16 protein-coding genes are annotated in these 17,978 nt (G+C 35.1%); 3 read left to right on the forward strand and 13 right to left on the reverse strand.

Translation table 11 applies throughout. The features are described from left to right. The 9 genes from KCG35_RS00960 to KCG35_RS00995 all read right to left on the reverse strand — a co-directional run. Positions 1–338, reverse strand: a 338-nt coding sequence (locus tag KCG35_RS00960; RefSeq protein WP_215817791.1) for a hypothetical protein, incomplete at its 3' end; no start/stop codon positions are given. A gap of 58 nt (positions 339–396) precedes the next feature. After that, positions 397–591, reverse strand: a complete 195-nt coding sequence (locus tag KCG35_RS26620; RefSeq protein WP_373687346.1) for a type 2 periplasmic-binding domain-containing protein — start codon at positions 589–591, stop codon at positions 397–399. 41 nt (positions 592–632) lie between these two features. Then, positions 633–1,094: a transporter substrate-binding domain-containing protein gene (locus KCG35_RS26625; RefSeq protein ID WP_255561854.1), complete on the reverse strand. Its 462-nt coding sequence runs from the start codon at positions 1,092–1,094 to the stop codon at positions 633–635. 197 nt (positions 1,095–1,291) lie between these two features. Then, positions 1,292–2,038 (reverse strand): substrate-binding periplasmic protein, encoded by a 747-nt coding sequence (locus tag KCG35_RS00970; RefSeq protein WP_215817792.1) that lies wholly within the window; start codon positions 2,036–2,038, stop codon positions 1,292–1,294. Positions 2,039–2,492: 454 nt separating this feature from the next. Beyond that, entirely contained in the window at positions 2,493–5,684 is a 3,192-nt protein-coding gene (locus KCG35_RS00975) for a glycosyltransferase (RefSeq protein WP_215817793.1), read from the reverse strand. 2,622 nt (positions 5,685–8,306) lie between these two features. Next, complete coding sequence (locus KCG35_RS00980) at positions 8,307–8,774, reverse strand: GNAT family N-acetyltransferase (RefSeq protein ID WP_215817794.1); 468 nt, start codon at positions 8,772–8,774, stop codon at positions 8,307–8,309. 73 nt (positions 8,775–8,847) lie between these two features. Then, positions 8,848–9,915, reverse strand: coding sequence for a hypothetical protein (locus tag KCG35_RS00985; RefSeq protein WP_215817795.1), 1,068 nt, complete (start codon positions 9,913–9,915; stop codon positions 8,848–8,850). A gap of 411 nt (positions 9,916–10,326) precedes the next feature. Further along, positions 10,327–11,052, reverse strand: a complete 726-nt coding sequence (locus tag KCG35_RS00990; protein ID WP_215817796.1) for a substrate-binding periplasmic protein — start codon at positions 11,050–11,052, stop codon at positions 10,327–10,329. Between the two features lie 173 nt (positions 11,053–11,225). Further along, positions 11,226–11,639: a VOC family protein gene (locus tag KCG35_RS00995; protein ID WP_215817797.1), complete on the reverse strand. Its 414-nt coding sequence runs from the start codon at positions 11,637–11,639 to the stop codon at positions 11,226–11,228. Between the two features lie 108 nt (positions 11,640–11,747). Here KCG35_RS00995 and KCG35_RS01000 point away from each other — a divergent pair, with 108 nt between their 5' ends. Beyond that, positions 11,748–12,608: a LysR family transcriptional regulator gene (locus KCG35_RS01000; protein WP_215817798.1), complete on the forward strand. Its 861-nt coding sequence runs from the start codon at positions 11,748–11,750 to the stop codon at positions 12,606–12,608. 2 nt (positions 12,609–12,610) lie between these two features. Here the strand turns inward: KCG35_RS01000 and KCG35_RS01005 are convergent, their stop codons facing one another. From KCG35_RS01005 to KCG35_RS01020, 4 genes are all read right to left on the reverse strand, one after another. Further along, complete coding sequence (locus tag KCG35_RS01005; RefSeq protein WP_215817799.1) at positions 12,611–13,216, reverse strand: cysteine hydrolase family protein; 606 nt, start codon at positions 13,214–13,216, stop codon at positions 12,611–12,613. 20 nt (positions 13,217–13,236) lie between these two features. Continuing rightward, positions 13,237–13,995 (reverse strand): SDR family NAD(P)-dependent oxidoreductase, encoded by a 759-nt coding sequence (locus KCG35_RS01010; protein ID WP_215817800.1) that lies wholly within the window; start codon positions 13,993–13,995, stop codon positions 13,237–13,239. A 137-nt stretch (positions 13,996–14,132) separates the two neighbouring features. Next, the gene (locus KCG35_RS01015; protein WP_215817801.1) at positions 14,133–15,002 is read right to left on the reverse strand and encodes an MBL fold metallo-hydrolase; all 870 of its coding nucleotides are present in this window, start codon (positions 15,000–15,002) and stop codon (positions 14,133–14,135) included. Between the two features lie 91 nt (positions 15,003–15,093). Next, positions 15,094–15,651: a cytochrome b gene (locus KCG35_RS01020; RefSeq protein WP_215817802.1), complete on the reverse strand. Its 558-nt coding sequence runs from the start codon at positions 15,649–15,651 to the stop codon at positions 15,094–15,096. A gap of 314 nt (positions 15,652–15,965) precedes the next feature. Between KCG35_RS01020 and KCG35_RS01025 the strand changes: the two genes are divergently transcribed. Together KCG35_RS01025 and KCG35_RS01030 are read left to right on the forward strand one after the other, a co-directional pair. After that, entirely contained in the window at positions 15,966–16,637 is a 672-nt protein-coding gene (locus KCG35_RS01025; RefSeq protein ID WP_215817803.1) for a response regulator, read from the forward strand. Then, on the forward strand, positions 16,568–17,929 hold the full coding sequence (locus KCG35_RS01030; RefSeq protein WP_215817804.1) for a sensor histidine kinase: 1,362 nt from the start codon (positions 16,568–16,570) through the stop codon (positions 17,927–17,929). Before KCG35_RS01025 ends, KCG35_RS01030 begins: the two co-directional genes overlap by 70 nt. The last annotated feature ends 49 nt before the right edge of the window (positions 17,930–17,978 follow it).

The raw sequence follows: 17,978 nt of genomic DNA on the forward strand, positions 1-17,978 counted from the left end.
CTTTCTTCGGTTCTTCCCACTGAGACTAAAATGGTGTTTTTATGGTCAAGTCCCATTTTGTAGGCTCTAGCCCATGAAAATGTTAGCATTTTAAAATGAAAATCTGCATTTCCTATGACCTCACAAGCAATATCAGCAGCATATCCTTCTATAAAGTCACCTTTTTTTACCCAGTAAGGAGGATATTTTGTACTAACGACCGTTAAATAAAAGCTTACTTTGGGATGAGTGCTTGTTAAACGATGTCTGAAATTTTTATTGCAGGTTTGCCCGTGGCTAACCAAACTAATAAAGGATAGTGCTACTAAGAGTATTTTATAAAACACTAGTTTGTACATTGAATAACATTGCCAAAATGATCGAAATTCAATTGAGTTTTTAATGAGTAATAGTTAACTATTTTATATTATGTTCCTTTAGTATCTTGTCAAAGGTACTATCTTCTTTAATAGTGTTTAAACCTTTATTAAATGCTTCAATAATCTCTTTGTGATTTTCGTTTTTTAAACCTGAAGTGACATGTACTTTTTTTGTGGAAAGCATGTTTTTGGTGAACTCTATTTGTTCCATTATTTTAGGAGCATTAGCCATTATTAGGGCTCGTGCAACAATTTCATCTTCTAGCGTTAGGTCTATGCGGTTAGCAATAAGTTTTTTAAATTTTTTATTAGGTTACTGGTTTCATGGTGGGTAAAATTAGTGGCATTCATAAAATCATCGCCATAACCATACCCTCTAACAATACCGACTTTTTTGCCATCTAAACTTGCCAAACCATTATATTCAAAATTATCACCTTTACGCTTAATAAACTTAATCTGATTTTCTAGGTAAGGATCACTATAAAGTAAAAATTTAGTCCGTTCTTCCGTCCACCATGTGCTGACTAATATATCGTAACTACCTTTTTTTACACCATCGATAGCCCTAGCCCAGGGTACAAAATTCATTGATAAGTCATACCCTTCTCGTTTGAATGCTTCTGTAACGATTGCTACAGATAGGCCCTGATCAGGTAAATCTGGTGAAAGAAAAGGAGGCCATGGATCACCAGCGGCGGTAATTTTTTCGTCAAAACAAACACTTGTTAGCAACGAAAGCTATAGCGTTAATATGAGTTTCATCATTATTATCCTTTCATTGAATGGGCGGTAACTAATGAGTAACAGTATAGACCACATGAAAGGCAGGTTCTTTGTATTAACTTGTAGATTTTAGGGGGAAAATGAAAAAATAACAGGAAAGATAAAGTTATACATTTATTAATTGAAATTTACTTATTATTTCTGGATCACTGCTTCCAAGATCGAAGTGGTAGTTCTAAATATTTAATTATTAGATCATCGATGAATTGATCTTTTTGGAGCTTTGCAATTGTGCTATTGATGGATTTTGTGAGTTGGGGATTTTGTTGGGCTAAGTTTTTATTCAAGGTTATAAAGCTATCTCGATCAGCTAATTCTTGAAGAAGAAATACTTGATCTGCTTTTTTCATTAATTTAGCTTGATAAATAAAAGAGATATCCTCAGCAATGACACAGTCAACTTGATCTTGTACAAGTAAATTAACTAATTGAGGGAGTCGTTGTACAAGTCGAACATCGAGGTAGTCAGATTGCGTCAGCCCAACAGATTTTGGGGATGTACTGCTTAAGAACCCAATACTCACACAAAACTTGCTATGTGAAAGCCGTTGATTGAGCGCTGGCTTATGCTGACGGTTAATAAAAATTGATACTGTTGCTGTATAGAGAGTATCTGATCGCCATAAACTCTCAGATAACTTGTCCGTCATATAAGGTGTTGTTGTTACCATACCATCAAGTGATTGTTTTTCTACTAAGTATTGAGCCCGTTGTACAGGATAAGGTTTTATTGAATAAGCTTTATTTATTTGCTTAAAAAGCTCGGTGATTATTTCAATATCAATACCTGAGAGGCCATTTTCTTTTGTGTTAAAACTATAGGGGGGGAATTCGTGTACAGTCGCGAGTCTTATCTCTTTGCCTAGTAATATAGTTGAACATATTATACTCAATAATGTGCTCAACCTTATTATTTGTTTAAAGAATAGCTGTTTATTATTTCGCTTAATAGTAGGCATAGAGTACTACGAGCTTGGTGTGTAAGTGAAACCTCGTTACAGAGTATAGCTGAAAATACTCGCTTTTTATTTTTGTGTTATAAAAGTGAGTTATAAAAATATACTATAAGCTTGTATTTTGTATAAGTTTTTTTGTATGGGTTTTTTTATGTTCTTTGGGATAAATAAAAAATAAATTCTTTTCGATATTTGAGCTTTTTGAAAATTGTTTTTAAGAGGTGCGTATGCAATAATCTACTTATGTTTATGAAGAAGGGATTTTAGGCATGGCTGTCAAGTGATGAACCTCTAAGGTAAGTCCACTAATGTATGACATCCATGTCATTATACATAAAATGGCGCTCCTAACATCCTTATTAATCAAGAATGTGAACAAATAAACGCTATTTTAATTAGTTATAGCACCTGTTGATGCTCGACGTCCTCCACGCTGTTTTGACCAATTAAATTCTAGCTTTCCTTCTAAGCTTTCATCAAAGTTGATGCCTGCTTTTGAATAAATTTCTGCAAGTTTTTTACGTAGCTGATCATCAGTCTTTAACTCATTTTTAGTTTTTTCAAATTTATCTAAAAATTGTTCTTTTATAATGTTTTCAATCAATCGAACTGAGTTTAGATTTGCTAAATGACTGATTATTCTATTATCTCTTTCCTGAGTATTCGACAATGGACTAGGCAAAGATGTAGCGTTATTCGCTGTATCAAAGACAAACCCCCTTATTTGTTGCAAAAGAGTAGCATATGGATCATTATTTTTTACTGAAATCGACTGCGATTGCAGTATTTTTTCCCGTAGTATTCCTTCGCTACTCGATCTTTTACCATCAAACACTGCATTAAACGCCTCAACTGCTCTTTTTTCGCTTGTAGTAAGTTCTTCTACTTCTGAAGGTTGTCCTTCAGCGACTTTTTTTGCATTTGATTTCATTTTATTTAAAGAGCTGATTATAAATTCGATTGAAAATTTTCTAGTGATTTGTGTTAGATAACTTTCAATAAATGGATGTCCTCTTTGGGCTCCAATAAGGTGAACATCAAGTATTAGCCCCTGGCTTAGTCTTTCACCAAAAAACACGCCAGGTAGTCCCTCAGAATTTCCTGATTGAGAGAAAAGTTTTGTATAATCGCCTTGATCTTTTGGCGTAACATCAAAGTCAGCATATATTCCACCATACCGATATAATGCACAAAAGCGCATGATATCAGCAGCCGTTGCATAACTTCGGTATGGACCATTTATCTCTCTTTGGATTGCTGACTCAAGCCGTGTAGCTGCATTATTACCAATATGTGTTTTCAACTCTGTGAAAAACTCACTTAAATCTATGACTCTTATATTTCTTACAATATCGTTAGAATAGCCCTTTTCTTCGGCTACCTGTTTGATTTTCGCTATGGACCTATTTTTGTTATTTGTATACAAAATAACTTTGATATCATTAGCAAGGGCTTGCCGCATGTGATTTGAATCATTTAAAAGTAATTCAGCTTGTTCGGATGATAAGGGTTTACCAAACCAAATGCGGTGAAGATTTCTGGGAATTGGTTTATTTCTAAGCTGACTGGGATACCCTTCAAAAATGGAATTGGTATCAATAGTGAGATTTTTTGTTTCTCCTGCAAGTACTGGACTATTTTCCAAAAGGTCATTTGTTCTATTCCAGTTAACTTGATTACCATCGTTTAAATTAAAGTGAGATGCTACTTTCTGATCAATAGTTTGTGCTACAAAGATATCTTTAATTCTCTGAGCACTGTAAAATAGCTGCCATTTATGATTAACATATTTGACAGGTAAACTTAGCCCTTGACCACCGTTTGCTACGATAATTTCCCACGCCCATTCACTACCTTCAGGACTTGCTTTTACTTCATAAAGTTTATTATTTACTTGGATTAGTTTTTTTGTCTCATATGAAATTATTCCATTTGCTTCCGGTTGATTTAGATTATCCGTATTTAACTTGACTTCATGATAAGAACGAAGTAAGGAAGAGGCTTCAATTGATAACGACGTATCATCGTTTCTTGAGTTATGATTGTTCACCGTTGTTTCTGGGTGAACCTGCTGTTTAGTTTTTGGCATATCGAACTTGAAATCAAACCAATATCCATTAGGGAAGCGACCATAAGCTTTGCCTTGGTAGAGTATGGTTTCCAATTGATTATTTTCTTTAGTAACATTAAGCTTTTTAGCGTTGTAAGTCGTTTCTACTTGAGGAGTGTCCCAAATTTGATTAAGCTCGCTTTGTAAGTTTTCTGATACTTTGCTTGGTAAAACAATAGGGATAGGCTGACTTAGATTTTTATTCATGCTAATGCGTTGACGGACTGTTGATGAAGTTCCCTTAAATAAATTACCTATAGCTGTAGTTTTACGGGATAATCGATCACCAACACTGGTTGCTTCTAAGGTATCAGCTGTTGCTTCAATGATAGCACCAATGCCTTCAAGTTTTTCACTTGGATTATCGGCATTAGCAATCGTAACGCCACCCACACCTACACCGCCTAAGATAACTGTAAAATCTAATACTTTCGCTAATTTACCTGAAGTACCAACGCCAATAATGCCTGTAAAAGAGGAAACAAAATCAAACCAATACCTTAAGTCTTCGGCAAACTGCTCATTACGTTGTTTAAACTGACTATCAATGTCAGCACGTGCGGCTTTAAAAAACTGGTCTGACATTTCACGGCCATATTTTTTACCATTACGAAGAGTATGCAACTTTAACTTTTGAACAGTTTCTGTAAGCTTTTGTTTTATCCACCCATTATTAGCTCCAGGAAAAGGCTCATTTGGATGCATAAAGTCTGAAACACTAAACACAAATGACTTATCAAAATTGGCGTCATAATAGTGGTAAACTTCCCCTTTATTATGAGCACTTTGTCTTATTCCCTTATTGATAACCCATTCTTTATACCAGGATAAGGCATCGTTTTTACTCGTAAAACCACCACGAACACCTTGTTTAGGGCCGTTGGCAAAGTGCCAAATATACACACCTGTTTGTTTATCCGTGATGAGTAAATGATTTTTTGAAGTTAAGGCTGGAACATTAGTTCGTGATGGCAAATGAGGAATGAAGGCTTCAATAGCTTTATCACCATTAAGAAAACGTTCTATAGTTGATACGTCTCTTTGTGTTAATTCACCTTGTTCATAATTCACATGGGTTGAACGGTAAGCAAGTTGTGCCGAATAAAGTAATTGATCGCTAAAATACTGACTAAACGTTTGAGTATTTTCCCCTCGAATTTGAGCCGTAATCATGTGCGCCCAATCTGAGGCATCCAGCTTCTTATTTTTTAAAGCCCTGAGAAAGGCGTTTGTGGCTTCTGTACTAAAAATAACGGAGGGATTAGCAATATGCCATACTTTAAAGTCGCTGGTATCACCAACAAGCTTTCCATTCCCTTTTCTTTTTTGACGTCGCTCTTCTTCAACAGAACCATTAACAGTCTTCCAATCGATATATGTATTTGGTGGTAAGCCTTTTGGTAACCCGTAGCGTTGCAGCCACTGTATCTTTGAAAAGTCGATAAGGTTGTGATCTTCAATCTTAATGTCCATTGTACTTTTTACGGCTTGTTCAATGAGATGGATATCAGGCCACTCAGGATGGCCAACGATCCGTTTACCCTGCTTATCTAACAGTACTGAGGTGGGTCCACCAGAAGGGGTAGGGAATACTGGCTGTCCTATTCGATGTACGCCCGCAAGGTAAGAGCGATTTGCGGGCGCAGAGCTACCAAATGCCTGAACTTTAGCAAAGCTAAGCAATGGCATTTGAGTCCATTCAAAAGTTGTTGGCCGTGTCTGTCGGCTCAGCCAGTCAGCGCTTAACAGTGCTGCATTTGATGGAACATCAATATTAGCTTCCTTCATTATACCCACGGTTACAATAATATTTTCTGGCTCTGTTATGCCGGCAGATTTGAAGTGATCAATGAGAATATGATCTATTTGAGCATTTAGATCTGGTAAAACTAGTGTGTCAGAAGTAGTGTTGTAAACTGAGGACGATAGCGATATAGCTTTTGTATTAACATCTGTTACTATATCCTGGTTTGAATTACTAAAAGCAGTACTGTTGTTTAGTGTTATTATAGAAATTGCCAATACTAATGACTTAATTTTCATGTTTTGCTTTCTCGTGTCTTTTAAAAAATATTAAAATTTAAGCAGTTATATAGAATCACGTAACTAATGTGTTCAGGTGATTATAAGGTTTATACCGTTAGTGAATGATTTATAGAGGCTCCGTCGAAAGATGAAGCGATAAGAGTTAATATCAATAAGTAGCTGTGGAACAGTTAAACGTTCTTATCAAACACCCTTGCGCTCCTCTAATACATGACATGCTAATTACATTTCCACCAGCATTAATGATAAAGAACACAGATAGCATGTCCTAATGATATAATTAAAATATATTTGCATGAATTTACAAAGTAATACAAAAAAAATGCTGTAAAATCAATAAAGAAGCTATATGGCTGAGTTTGAAATAAACTTTGGATAATACAAATTTTATATTTATTTGTGGCTGAATAAGACGTTAGTTTGTTTAGTTATTATGTTTTTGATATATTTTAATACGTTTGAGTAGGTTTAAGATGTTATCAGTAATAAATATTAATTGATGAAGTAAATGATATTTTATTTTTGGAGTTACGTTAAATTATGCTACAATTTGTAATTTTATTGATTGTGATGCAAAAGTTAAGCTAAATTTTTTGTTGCTCAAAAGCAACGTTTTGTTGAGAGTGAAGGAGTGGAAATATGTTTTCATATCATTTAGAGAGAAAGCTTGTTAATCAGTAAAGTTGTTATGAAAAACAACCACTAAAAACTAAAGTGCTAGAGTTTACGTTTTAGTAACCCTAAGTTACAGTTAAGTATAATTTATTTAAAATAAATTAGCTTTCGAGTAGGGTAAGAGGTTTTGTTAAATATTTGAAATATAAACGAATATTGACGTACATCATTATAATGTGAATGATTGTATATTGTGCAGTTAACATTATTAAGGCTTTGTTGTATTGTCTGACATAGAAAAAGAGGTTGTATTAGCTTTAATTGAATAGTTATACCATCCATGAATTATTTTTAGGGTTTGTTGTCGGCGTTCTTGAACTCCAAGGATAGAGTGAATGCAGGAACATTTAACTGCCACTCCAGTCACTTATTTAATATAAGCTCCTGAGGTTTCATCTCTTGACGGCCGTCCCCAAAAAACCTTCGTTATGGGTATATATGATGATTTATATTGTTTTACGAGTAATTTAAGATATATAGACTTCTAGAAAAGTAAGTTGGTAGTACAAGGTAGTTTAGTTCTATCCTAAAAGCATTTTAGTGAATGCTTTGCCAAGTTATTTATCTGGAAAAGTTTAGATATAATGAAAAATATAATTGTTGTTATTCTAGTTTGTTTTTATTGTGGTTTATCTTTTTCTAATGAAATAAGGTGAATGACTGGCTTGTCTGTAAGATAAGTGAAAGTTCAAAGAGAAGTAAAACGAGTCAAATTCAAGGAGGTTGCAAAAGTAATCATAAACTTACCAGTAATTTATATAGAAGGTACTCGTTTGACTGTTATAAAATAACATCAACTAGAATTTATTTAGATGCAATAGTTGAGCTTATTGGTAATGAGTATGCATGGTTGGTGGTGAACAGCTAAAGGGTTAAGAAATACATATACGATATATCTCTATCTTCCTTGTTTATATGTTTATCAATAAAAGTAAAAAAAATAGCCTAAAGCTTTAAAATGAATGTTACCCTTTTTCTTAATTGTTTTAAGAAAGGGTAATACCTTTTTATTGAGTTTTGTTATTTTTGTGTTTGCTGTATGACGGCTTATAGCCAGAGTTGATATTTATTGCAAATATCAACTCTGGTTGATTATTGAAACCCCTTATTTCCTCTGCTTTTTTACAGCTGTCAGTGATTATCTGTTTAGTAATGATTCTTGAAAATTCTATTTTTGATTAATGTGTAATTTATGATGTATTATTTTTAATATATACTTTTATTTTTTATTAAATATATGTATAGTTGTACGCAGTTGAGTGATGTCAACTATTTCCTTATATTCTGCATTACCCTATGTCTGATAGCCCATTTTTTATTGATAGGGTAGTGCATTTTTTTATCATTTAAATACCCTCTCTTTAATAAATCAAGCTATTCAAAAGTTTTGACCATTACGTGACTAATCTGTTCAAAACCATGTTTATGGTAAAGTGCTTGAGCAACTTTATTTTCGCGATATACTTGAAGAGTTATGTGATGATACCCTTGTTTTTTAAGAGATTCAGTAACTGTTTTTAATGTAGTATTCCCGTAACCATTTCCTCTATGAAGTGGATCAATCTCAATACAATCTAACCATACAGAATTATCACTTCTGTTGAATGAGTATACAACAGTACCAATTTTATTTTGTTGATCATTTTCAATAATATAGAATTTATGATCAGGCGTTTCTAAGCCTTGTTTATATTTATATAATGATAGTTGTTGGGTTGCGCTAGAGTGAGCATTTTGTTTTGAAAGGTTATAAGCACGTTGTATCCACTGTGCATACTCATTAATTTCATTTTCAAGAAATATCTCAAACTCATTAGGTGTCATTGTACGTAAAGTAATCATATATTATTCCAAAAAAAAACGGCACAAACGTACCGTATTAAGTGAGGTTAAGAAACGTTTTATTAGTATTGGATTAGTAGCTTGCTTCAACATTGATAATTTGGAAATCACCATAGACAGAAGAGAATACTGAAGCTCTATCACAAGAACCATCTAAGGTGACTTTAGTGATTTGATCAGCTTTTAATTCTACACCTTGCTTTGGATAAGTGCGTAGTTTTTTACCTAACTTTTTAGCATTGCGTTTGCTAAGAGTACATTCGAAGTCTACGGATTGGTAACTGTAAGCATCAGCAGCACGCAGCCAGAAAGTAAAGAGTGCTGGTTGGCTTTTGTGAGCACCTTCAACACGGTGGCTACGGAAAGTTACTTTGTTGCCATCATAACCAGAGCCACTTACTTGGTAATACTGCTTGCCAGTACACTCTGATGAAGTAGCAGGTGTTAGTTCAGACTGAGTGTAGTCACCGAAGAAGTCATATTCTGTAAGCATCCAGCCATTGAGCTTGCTGTTAGCATCTGCAAAAGCTGAACAGTCTGCGGCGTTATAAGCTGTTGAGGCCTTATCTTGTGTCTGAGACTTGTTCGTAGCTGATGTTAGCTCAGTAGTGGAAACAGATGTAGATGTAGAGCAACTACCAGAACCCTTACATGAAGATGTGCGAGTAATAGAGGTAGGTGTTTTAGTTTCAGTAAAGGTTTTAGTAGTTTTTGGTGTAGAAGTGTTTGATTCTTCAGTTTTATTATTAGTATTGCTATTTGACCAAGAATTCCATTGATTACTAAAGTTTGAATTTGTTTTTTCGGTAAAGCGTGTTCTAGTAGTCCATGAATTATTCTCGTTACCGTCATTAAACCAAGAACTCCACTTGGTATTTAAGTTTAAAGTATTATTTTCTGTAAAGCGAGTCCCAAAAGTACGTTTCTTAGCAGAAGATGTTGAATTTAGTTCTGTGGAAGAGACAGAAGTAGATGTTGAACAGCTTCCTGAGCCAGAACAGGATGAAGTGCGAGTGATAGAAGTTGGTGTTCTAGTCTCAGTTTCAACATTTTGAACTTTTTCTGCTGCAAGGACTATACTGGAACTTGCCATAGAAAATAAAAAAGCAGTGCTAGAAAAAAAAACTGTAGAAAGTTTCATGAGGGTTCCTTTTTAGTGTTGGTGACAATTATCCAATATCAGTTTTTTGTTAAATTTATTCTTGTGTTTGTTGTTGGTATGAATTTTATACAGCTGGGTAAAAAGCGGAAGTGAGCTAACAAAAAAAACAGACATGACTCACAATAAATAGTGTAACAGTGTTGATACAAATGTATTAAGGTGTCAGATACTCGTTTCTAAGCCATAAAAATAAAGGTTTGAGCATTAATAATGCTTTAAATTTTTGTAAAATATTTTGTTTTATTGCTTGTTGTTAAAATGTTACAAAATTAATAAAGGAAATATTTATTTTTGACGATAATATTGGCAGCATTTGGGAGGATGCGTGCTGTTTTAGTACTTTAGTGTAAAAAATATTTTTAGAGGTGCCCATAACGGCTTGTAAGCATGTCATTGCGGTGTGGATGTGTTTGTGAGTTTGAAGCCTTCATCAAATAACCGCCTAATCTGTTCTCCTCGAGCTCTTTGGGGGAAGAGAACATAATAATTAAACTGCTTAACTGGCTGATCTGAAATAGTAATCAAGGACTTTTGTTCAGAAGTTAAATATTGATCAATGGCTTTTTGACCAACAATTAAGTTAGCTTCAAATACATCTGCTCTGTTTGACAGTATCATATTGAGTGCTTGCTTTTCATTTTTGACATAATAAATTTTGATTCCCTCAGCTACTAAATAGTCATAGTTATAACCAATAAAACCTACAAAACGGTAAGCAATTAAGTCTTTAAGGTTTTTCCATTGAATAGGATTATCTTTTTTGTGGAATAGGTGAGCATATTGTCTAAGCACAATGCTCTCAGAGAACAAACTGTATTTAGCCCTCTCTACATTCTTAGACCAACCAGGAGTAGCGTCAATTTCACCTGTTTTAATCATATGAAATACTCTTTTCCAAGGTAACCAACGATATATAACTTTAATGCCTACGGCTGCAAAAGATTGGCTAACTTGTTGAGCGAGTGTTCCATGTTGTGGTAATGATTTGCTTATATAAGGAGGCCATTCACCTACGCCTACTGTGACCTCCATTATTTGATTAGCGTAAATATCACTTATTGTCAAAATAATCAGGTATAAATATGATTTTTTTAAAAAAATTTTAAAAATTAACATACAAGGTATGGTTGTCACTCTATGGAACATAAAAATAAGTATAGAAGTACTGAGAATTCATAGAATATAAATAATTCAACCTTAAAATTAGAGTATGAGGATTTACTAAAAAACGTTAGATGTGTGTATAGTAAACTTGAAATAGTTGTTGTTTAGTGAATTTACTAAGTACATTACTTAACAAAAATTTGTTTTAAATTTTTAAAACCTTTAAATTCAATAGGGTTGCCAGCAGGATCAGAGAAAAACATGGTATGTTGTTCACCTGGTTGACCTTTAAACCTAACCGAGGGTGGGATAATAAAGTCTATATTAGCCAGGCACAGACGCTTAGCGATTTTTTGCCATTCGTTTAGCTCTAAAATGAGTCCTATGTGTGGCATAGGGACTTGGTGTTCATCAACGAGTCCTGTTAAAGTTGTGGAAAACGGCTTGCCGAGGTGAAGTGATATTTGGTGATTAAAGAAGTTGAAATCAACCCATGTATCAGTGCTTCTACCTTCTTTACAACCTAAAATATTACCATAAAATGCTTTAGCTGCAGATAAGTCATTGACATGGTAGGCTAGATGAAAAAATGATTGCATAATGGTTTTTCCTTAGTTTTAAATTATCAATTTCATCCTAACTGATTCAATAGACATTAGAAACTGACAAAAGCTGAAAATTAATGTTGCTAACCACAGGGAAAACTTATGGATGTACGTTTTTTAAAAAGTTTACTGGCTGTAATAGATAAAGGTTCAATTGCTGATGCTGCCAGGCATGAAAATTTAACGTCTTCAGCTATCAGTCAGCGAATCCAAGCGCTGGAGAAAGAGTTAGGCGTAACACTATTCTCTCGTATTGGGCACTCTGCTAAACCAACAGAAAATTGCATGAGGTTAGTTCCCAGGGCCAGAAAAATTGTTCAAGAAATACAAGCGTTAAAAACGGATCTAGACCCATTAGGGTTGACAGGGGAGCTTCGTATTGGGGCAATATCAACGGTATTAACAGGGCTAATACCACCACTCATGAAAAAACTGATGGCTCAAGCACCTGATGTTAAACTAAGTATAATACCAGGTACATCGGCTTCGTTGTATGAGCGACTTATGGCTGAAGAGTTGGATGCTGTTGTCGTTGTTAATCCTCCTTTTGATGTACCAAAAATGGTCAAAAAAGTTACACTATATACTGAGCCTCTCGCGTTTATAAAGCCAAAGTCCGTATCTCTAACTATTAAAGAAGCCATGCAAGCTGTGCCCTATATTCAATATGATCCACACTCATGGGGTGGGCGATTAGTGACAGAATATTTACATGATGAAAAAATAACCATGGATCCTTTATGTGATTTAGATGGCCTTGAAGCTATTGCTATACTCGTATCTGAGGGTGTTGGTGTGAGTTTAGTTCCTTATTGGAAGGGGCTAGAAAAAATTGCAAATAATATCATGGTAAACTATGTGGATATTAAAAAATACCAAAGGGAGATTGTCCTTTTATATCCAGTACAAACGATCAACCATCGTTTAATAAATTTTTTGGTTAGTTTGGTCAATGGTGAGTAGGCTTAATTGACTTTTTTCCATAAATTATTTGAGCTAATAACTTTAAGGTGATATCCATCGTAAATATTAAGTATTGCATCATGGTGAGCTTTATTTCGGTCAGCACAACAGTCTTCGAGAATGTATACCTCATACCCTTTACAGAAAGCAGAGTTAGCCGAAAACATAACACAGGCTTTGGTCAGTACACCACACATAAATAACCGTTTGATATTATTATGTTTCAGATAGGCTTCAAATTCATCACCTACACTATGAAATAAATCATAGGTCCACTTGATAAATACTTTTTCATTATTCAGCTCTTTTGCATAAGGTTCTGGTGTTCCTTCACCTAGTGCAATGTTCCCTGGTGGGTGCAACATGTTCCACCAGGGAAGCCAAACACTTTTTTGGCAGTTATCTTTTTCCCGAACATGAATAACAGGTATTTTATTTTTTCGTGCATTAAACAGTAGTAAATTGACTTTCTCAGAGAATTCGGGAAATTGTTCAAATAGACTAGCCTGCTGCTGGTCTAATAAAGTTGTTGTATCACTAATATAATCAGACTGCACGTCGATAATAACAACGGCGCTATTTGCTAAATCAGGATATTTTTTGATCATGATAACTGTGTTTTCTGCTATTAGTGAAAATAAGATGCCCCATTAATATCAATGGTTGCACCTGTTGCATGATTAGACAAACCAGAAAGTAAAAAGGCTATGATATTAGCAACCTCTTCTGGTGGCGCGGGTCTACCCGTTGGTACCTCATTCAGTAATGCTTCATTACCAGGTTTAGCTATTTTTTTCTGGATACGATCGGTATTTACCCAGCCAGGGGCAATAATAAATGCAAAAATATTGTCTTTTGCATAGGCTTTAGCCACTGAGCGTGTCAGTGAAACAATAGCTCCCTTTGATGCAGCATAATGCATCATATCAGGCAAATCACCTTTAAATGCTGCTCTACTGGCTAAATTAATAATCATTCCGCCAGAATGTTGTTGATAGTGAGCTATGGCATAACGGCATAAATCGGCAACAGCGATAATATTGATATCAAGTGTAGCTTGCCAAACGTCTCTCCACTCTTGTAAGGGGGAGTCAATCGTTATAGAGCTTTCAAAGGCAGCATTATTGACTATTCCATCAATAGAACCTTGCCAGCCAACAGCATGTTGCCATAGGTGATCGACTTCCTGGGGGTTAGCTAAGTTGGCTTGAATTGTCTTGCAGCGATTTGAGCTGTATTCATTTTGTAGAGCATTAATATTTTCTGAAGTGCTATTGTAGTGCAGAATTAGCTTTGCACCTGCTTTTAATAAGCAGCGAGCGGTTGCTAAACCAATGCCTCCTGAGGCACCTGTGAGTAGGATCGTTTTATCTTTAAGCGATATCATGGATTTGGTCTCAATTTAAAGAACATTCATGAAGTATAGAACTGTAACTTAAGATGATTGATTGTTTTAGCTGGAAATACTGATGCTATACATAAGCGTTTCTGTTGAAGTATGAGTGATTAGTTCAAGCAGTATTCCTAACCGCCGTGTAAAATTGATAGCGCCATCCTACGGATATGAGCCGGTAGTTCTGTATTGTAGTTAGTCCAATGTTTATACTTAGGTAGCTTTAATGCTTGAGAGCATTCATTGATACTGTCAAATGCTTTACCAACGCCTTCCGTGGAAATGGTGTTGTTTATGTTAGTATTGACCAAGTTATAAAGATCAGTGACAAACTCAGTATTTTCATTGAGGGCTTTTACTGATGTGGTTGTAGCATGGCTATTTACAGCATGTTTTAGTTGCCAGGATTGCATTTTTTTAAGTGCATTTAAGATACCCAGATAATTATCGTTATCCATCCATATTCCAGGGATTAAATAGCGGTCTGCATATAAGTCTGCGCTAAAAGCAATTGCATTCTCCGGAAGATAAATCACCGTGCTGCTAAACCCATCAGCAGGGCCAAAATGATGTAAATTTATGGTGGTATTACCAAACTTGAAGGATAATTTTTTATCAAATGTAATATGTACTTTTTTAGGGGTTATGTTTCTCGTATCTAGCTGAAAAACTTCTTCGCAACTACTGTGGCAAATGACTTTAGCTTTACTAAATATTTCAGTACCCCCAACGTGATCATAGTGCTCATGAGATAGAACTATCTTTGTTACTGGCTGATCGGTTAAGGTCTTGATCTGCTTCTGTAGCTTTTCGGCTCTTAAGGTGTTTGCTGGGTCAGTAATTAATACACCATTGTTTGATAAGATAACTAAACTTGTGAATCCATCTTCTTCTATGGCATAAATATTTTTTTCTAGCTTAATGACTTCGCTAGCGTTAGTTAATGAGGTGAAAAAACAGCCTAGTATAGAAAGTACAAAGGGGTAAAATAGTGTTTTCAAAATAATATTCCTTATATGAAGTAAGGTAGTTACTGCAAATTTTACCGTTGTGGATTTGTTCTGGTATTTCACAATGGGTTTTAATTTGTGATTAAATACGTTGACCTAACATACGTTTTAGTACAGTGTCACCATCATAAAAATGATGTTTTAAAGCAGCTAAAATATGTAAGCTAATGCAAAACATAACTATATAGTTGGAGATAACATGTATGAAAGATGCTGTTTCTGCTAAAAATGTATTTAATGCAATCACTTTACCAGGTTCAGTGGGATTTATGTTTGATTCAATCAGTACAAAATTAAATAACTGAACGCCATGGCCAGAAAAAGTGGACATTGCAATTCCCGAAATGGGTATGAGTAAGGTCCCAATAATAAGAGAATAATGCACTATCTTTGAGAGAAGCAATTCTAGGGATGTGTATTGCCGTACTGGTTTGGGCAGTTTATTTACAAATCGCCAAACTGTACGAAAGAGTACAATAAATAGGAGGATTACACCAAATGATTTATGTATTGGGTATAAAGTGTATGCGTGATTTTCGGTCATATATATTCCAAGGATAATTAAGCTGATCATCCCAAAAGCTACAACCCAATGTAAAACAACGGTTGTTAATGTAAGTTTTTCTTTAGTATCACGCATTTTTACTACCTTTAACGTGTGGCTTTATGGTGAATAATTTGAACTAACGTAAGACATAAAATTGATACTATGAACCTAATCTTTTAGATTTTTCCTATAAAATAATGACCCCTGATAATATATACGCATTACTAGATAGGTAAGTTTATGTCTTTTTTATTGAAAACAAATATAATGATGAAATCTGACGAGAACCTGACTGTGCTCCAAAAAACATTCTGTCGTTAATGATTAAGTAAATCAGCTAATCATCAGTTTTATACTCGATAATGCTAACTTCATGATTTTATTATGTGATTACAGTGGTTATAACAATGAAAATATTGTTAGTTGAAGATGACTTAATGATTGCTGATGGCATCGTTCGAAGTCTATGTGATGCTGCGTTGCAAGTTGAGCATATAATCTGTCTTAGCGACGCAAGAAAGGCACTAAGTGATAAAGCTATTGGGTTAATTGTACTAGATCTAGGTTTGCCTGATGGCGATGGCTTAACTCTTTTACATGAGGTTCGCCGTCAAGGTTTATCGCTTCCTGTTTTAGTCTTAACCGCTAGAGATGAACCTCGAGATAGAGTGCTTGGGTTGGACAGTGGCGCAGACGACTACTTAATTAAACCTTTTAATATGGATGAGTTGATTGCTCGGGTCAGGGCATTACTTAGACGAAGTATGGGTAGAGCGGCTGCGCTCATTGAATATGAAAATTTGATCTTAGATCCTGGTCAAATGCAAATCTTGTTGAATCAGCAACAAGTCATCATACCCTTACGCCAGTTCCGTTTACTTCAGTATCTTTTAGAGTCACAAGGACGTGTGAAAACAAAGCAGCAGATTATTGATGCTCTTTATCGCTGGGATCAAGATATTGAAGAAAATACTATTGAAGTTTATGTTTCACAGTTGAGAAAACACCTATGGCCCGAACTCATCAAGACAATTCGAGGAATTGGTTATCTGATCCCCAAACGGGAGCAATGTCATTAAAACAGCGGCTCATACTTAGAGTGGGTCTCGTACTTACTATAACCTGGCTTGTTGAGGTTGTTTATTCCAATAGTGTTGTTTGGCATAAAACCCAAGATTTGATTGAGCATCAAACTCAGTTAATGGCTAAAAGTTGGATTACCGTAGTTGAGCAGGGTGGGATTGACGGCTTAACTTTAATAGAAGAACCAAACTTTATGTTATTGGGTTGGCTAAATGATCAACTTGTGATTAAGCAAGGCCATGGTGACTTTGATAAGCCAAATAATAAAAAAACTTATGACACAAAAATAGGACAGGATAAGTGGATTATAAGCTCACTATGTCAGAATAATGCGTGCTTATTGGTAGGTCTTAAGGATACAGAAAGGCGGTGTACGGTTAAAGTTTTAGTTATTTTAATATTTTTACCCTTGCTCATTATTTTTATTTTAACCATGCTTGCGATGAACATTGCAGTTAAATCCGGATTGCGACCTCTTAATACATTAGCTGAAAAAGTATCATGTGCTTCAGTTGATAAACTAACGCCATTTCAGGATGAGTCGAATACAAAAGAGTTGCTTCCTCTCATTCAAGCGCTTAATCAACTAATGTTGAATATGAAAGCACAACTCATAAAAGAGAGGCAATTTTTAGATACATGTACTCATGAGTTAAGAACGCCAGTAACGGCATTTATTGCTCAAATACAAAGCTTGCATATGCCCGATAAGAATTCAGATAGTTTTTTAATGAACATTAATAATGCAGCACTGCGTGTTGTACGCGTAGCAAATCAGTTTTTAAGCTTGGCTAAAAGTCATAATCGTGAGTTACTTAAAGAGCAGCATGAAAGGTTTGACCTCTGTGAACTACTACGTCAGATGGTGATTGAACTTGTGCATGATCACGAACAGTGTGATTGCCAAATGCAAGGTTTAATCACGCTTGAAGTAGAAGCAGACCCTCTTGCGATGGAAATGGTTATTAAAAACTTAATAGAAAATGCATTACGTTACGGTCAATCAACTGAAGACGGCAAAGTGAAGCTAATATTAAGTTGTCATAGATATGATGAAATGGTGATAATTTCTATAGAAGATGGCGGCTCTGGCATTGATGAGCAGTATCGACATAAAGTGCTTCAGCGTTTTTATCGGGTACCAGGGCAGGGCGTAGAAGGGGCTGGCCTTGGTTTAAGTATTGTTAGTGACGTTACCGCTGGGTATGGTGGGGATGTTGTTTTAGCGAAAAGTCAGGAATTAGGCGGGTTACAGGTAACGGTTTCTCTTAAAGGCATTGCCGTTTGAATTTATCTAAACGAGTAAGTAAGAAAAAAATGCCTCTATGAAAGAGGCT

The organism is Zooshikella harenae, from assembly GCF_018837975.1.
Lineage (GTDB): Bacteria > Pseudomonadota > Gammaproteobacteria > Pseudomonadales > Zooshikellaceae > Zooshikella > Zooshikella harenae.